This window comes from Eubacterium sp. CAG:156 (assembly GCF_000434315.1).
In the GTDB taxonomy this organism is placed as follows: Bacteria; Bacillota; Clostridia; order Lachnospirales; family Lachnospiraceae; genus Eubacterium_U; species Eubacterium_U album.
In genome coordinates, this window is the sequence record NZ_FR878161.1 from 1 (window position 1) to 3,844 (window position 3,844).

Annotated in this window: 2 protein-coding genes and 1 tRNA gene; all 3 read left to right on the top strand. The window is 27.1% G+C overall.

The window, feature by feature from the left end; all coding sequences use genetic code 11:
- Window positions 1–144 precede the first annotated feature (144 nt).
- The 3 genes from ABMA45_RS06360 (at window position 145) to ABMA45_RS06370 (ending at window position 3,689) form a co-directional block, all read left to right on the top strand.
- A complete protein-coding gene (locus ABMA45_RS06360) occupies window positions 145–1,413 on the top strand; it encodes a GH25 family lysozyme (protein ID WP_022089052.1) in 1,269 nt (422 codons plus the stop codon).
- Between the two features lie 807 nt (window positions 1,414–2,220).
- Window positions 2,221–2,294, top strand: a tRNA-Arg gene (locus ABMA45_RS06365).
- Between the two features lie 147 nt (window positions 2,295–2,441).
- Complete coding sequence (locus tag ABMA45_RS06370; RefSeq protein ID WP_022089053.1) at window positions 2,442–3,689, top strand: ComEC/Rec2 family competence protein; 1,248 nt, start codon at window positions 2,442–2,444, stop codon at window positions 3,687–3,689.
- Window positions 3,690–3,844: the final 155 nt, after the last annotated feature.

Consider the following 3,844-nt stretch of genomic DNA (forward strand, 5'->3'; position numbering starts at 1 on the left):
AAGCAACTTAGGTTGCTTGTTTTTTTATGCATTAGTTTATATTTTAAGGTATTGTCTTAAAATATTGCTTAATGTTGAATAGTTTATAATTAGTATTAGTATAAGATACATCTGAAAAATTAAAGAAGGTATGAGGGAAAAATAATGAAAAAATTATTATATGCAGTTACAAGCATATGTTTGATGACGGGAATTATATTTTGTAATAATGTGAATACAGAGGCAAAAGTAATCAATAACAAAATTGTTTATGCTAAAAATAATGAAAATGGAATAGCAATAAAATGGGATGTAGTTAGAAATGCGACAAAGTATGTAGTTTATAGAACTAATCAGGATGGAAAGTTTGAAGAATATGATACAGTAAATTATGGAAATAAATATTTAGATGAAAATGTTGAAACAGGTGAAGAATATAGATACGTTATATATTCATATAGGTATTCAAAAAAAATTGCAGAAAGTGATGAATCGGAGAAAATAGTTGGAGATCCAAAGACAGTAACAAACGTTACTGCAAAAACAGGAAAGGGTGATGAAATTTGTATCACTTGGGATATTAATCCATATGCGTCAGGATATTATGTATATAAAAGTTCAGATAATAAAAATTGGGATAAAATAGGAACAGTATATGAAAATGAAGGAAAATATATTGATAAAAATACAGAATATAACATATTAAATAATAGTACTAAATTAAATGCAAAGTTAGTATATAAATACAAAGTAAAGGCATTTGAAAATATAGATGGAATAACATATACAAGTAAAATATCTAATAGTTATGGAATGGCTATTCAGGAAAAAGGAATTGATGTATCACATCACAATGGAAAAATTGATTGGAAAAAAATAAAAAAATCAGGCGTTGATTTTGCAATGATTCGTATAGGGTATGGAGATTCTAAAAAGGGTGGAATAAAGGATAAAAAATTTAAATATAATATGAAAAATGCAAAAGCTAATGGAGTAGAGACTGGCGTATATTTTTATAGTTATGCTGATAACATACGTGAAGCAAAGAAGGAAGCAAAATATGTAATTAAGAAAATGAAAAAATATAATATTGATTATCCAATAGCATATGATTTTGAAAATGATTACAGAAGAAAGCGAAAATTAAAAAAGAAAAACACAAAAATTATTGATGCATTTTGCAAGACAGTAGAAGATGCAGGATATAATACAGTAATATATTCCGATGCAAACTATTTTAGAGATTTCTTATATACAAAGAAATTGGCAAAATATGGGCTTTGGGTTGCAAGATGGACATATGATAAGAATGATTTTAGAGATTATGATTTAGAAAATGTATTTATTTGGCAATATTCAGATAAAGGAAGAATGAAAGGATGTAATTATCCTCTAGACTTAAATGCAAGTTTTATTTGTAAAAATGATAATTAAATTAATTTGATTATATTTTTATTAAATCAAGCAAATTATATGATATAAATTTATATAATTAAATTATAATTTTTATTACACTTTTATAGATAAAAAATTAAGAGCATAATATGTATCGTCTTATTAATATGTACATTAATCTATAGATTAAGAATGAGATTAATAAAAAACATTAAAAATATACATAAAATTAAATATTCAAATGAAAATAAAACTAAATTAACTAAATTAAATTGTTGAAGTGAAAAGTTTATTTCCACTTTGAAAATTGAGAATTATAAAGTGGCATTTACTCTTACGAAAATGAGCAAATGTCACTTTTTTCTTGGCATTTTGTTACAATTAGTGTTACACTAATTGTAACAGAGGCAGAATTTTAAAGAAAATGCACTCAGGACAGTCAGTGGTGCATTTCCTGTCATAAACACACTTGCAGTAATTTCTGCATTCCAAGGGCATGTTGCATTTATGTGAAAGAGAGCGGTGAAGTTTAATTTCCTTGCCAATGGTTGACTTGTTTTTGCCAATGGTTTGAGCAATGGCCGTTTTTGAAGAATCACTGGTAATGCCGGTAAGAATGATGCGTCTTTCATATAATGTTAAATGTGAAAGAGAATTATTAATACTCATATAAACCTGACTTTCCAATGGCTGTCAGGCATATATTAAGTGTAAGACTAAAATCCACTTTACCCACTTCAAAGTGGAAATAAACTTTTGACTTCACAGACTAAATTACTAAATTTATATTGACATCTAATAAATTTTAGTGTAGAATATGCAATGTCGCGTAAAACGACGTTGTTTGTACGTGTAGCTCAGCTGGATAGAGCGTCTGGCTACGGACCAGAAGGTCGTGGGTTCGAATCCTGTCACGTACATTAAAATCCTCTAGATTTGTCTAGAGGATTTTTTGTTATGCTAAATTAAGGTAATTATAAGAGTTTATTTGGTATATGCTATTTTTTTATATATAAATCTTAGAAGGGAGAGTTTTAAATACAAGTAAATTTGTATTGGAAAATAAAATGAAAAAAGTAATAAGATTATTAATATGTATAGCAATGACAATAATATTAACAGTTGGTTGTGAAGACAAAGACATAGATAATACAAATTTTAACAATGAAAATCAAAGTGTAAATTATGATATAGATGTGACTTCAAATAACTTAACTAATGAAAATAAAGTAGAAAGAAGCACAGATGAATTTGACAGTATTTCATCAATTAAAGGAGAATGCAATGTATGGGTACTGGATGTAGGACAGGGAAGTAGTACCTTAGTTGAATCAGATGGTGAATATATGCTTATAGATGGTGGAGACTCAGATAAGTCATCGTATCTGGTAAGTTATTTGAAAAAGAAAGAAATTACAAATTTTAAATATGTAATTGCAACGCATTACGATGCAGACCATTTAAATGGAGTGGTAGGGGCATTAAATGTTTTTGATGTAGAAAATGTTATTTGCCCTGAATATACAACTACAACAAGAGTATATAATTCATTTATCAGTATTATGGATAATAAAAAAATAAATCGAATACAACCAATTGTAGGAGAGACATATTCATTAGGAAGAGGTGAATTCACTATAATAGCGCCAAATTCAACAGGATATAGCAATGTAAATGACTATTCTGTTGGAATTAGGTTTAAATATAATAATAAAAGTTTTTTAGTTGCAGGGGATGCAACTAATATTTCTGAAGAAGAAATTGTAAATAATAGTATAGATATAAATTCAGATGTTTATATAGTAAATCATCATGGTAGTAGTGGATCGAGTTCAAGTGAATTTTTAAATAAAATTGATCCTGAATATGCAGTGATAAGTGCCGGTAAAGGCAATGCGTATGGGCACCCGGCATACAAAACATTGGAAAAACTTAATAAAATAGGAGCAAAAATATATAGGACGGATATAGAAGGTGAAATTGAATTTTCGTTTACGGAAAAAGAAATCCAATTCAATAAAGATTCATATAATAAGTTAGAATCTGGAGAGAAAATAAATAAAGATTCATATGAGAATAACCAAGATAATAAACTTATAAGCTCAAATGAAGGTGATAATAGGTCAATCGAAAATGAAAGTTCAAATAAATCAGACAATTATGTATTAAATAAAAATACTAAGAAAATTCATAAGGATGATTGTAAAAGTGTAAAACAGATGAGTGATAATAATAAGGTATATTTTGATGGAACAATAGATGAGGCAGAGGCACAAGGATATAGTAAGTGTCAAAATTGTTTTAAAAACGAATAAATAAAAATATTTGAGGCATAATATTCATGTAACAAAAAAAGAATTTAGGAGGACATTATGTCAAAAAAATATTCAAATGAATTTTCAAATTCAAAAAATAGTACTTCAAATTTAGAAAACAAAATTTCAGATAATTCAACATCAAAAAACTCAGT

Excerpts from the sequence above, each read along its gene's own strand:
- ABMA45_RS06360 (WP_022089052.1), top strand. The coding sequence starts at position 145 with ATGAAAAAATTATTATATGCAGTTACAAGCATATGTTTGATGACGGGA.
- ABMA45_RS06370 (WP_022089053.1), top strand. The coding sequence starts at position 2,442 with ATGAAAAAAGTAATAAGATTATTAATATGTATAGCAATGACAATAATA.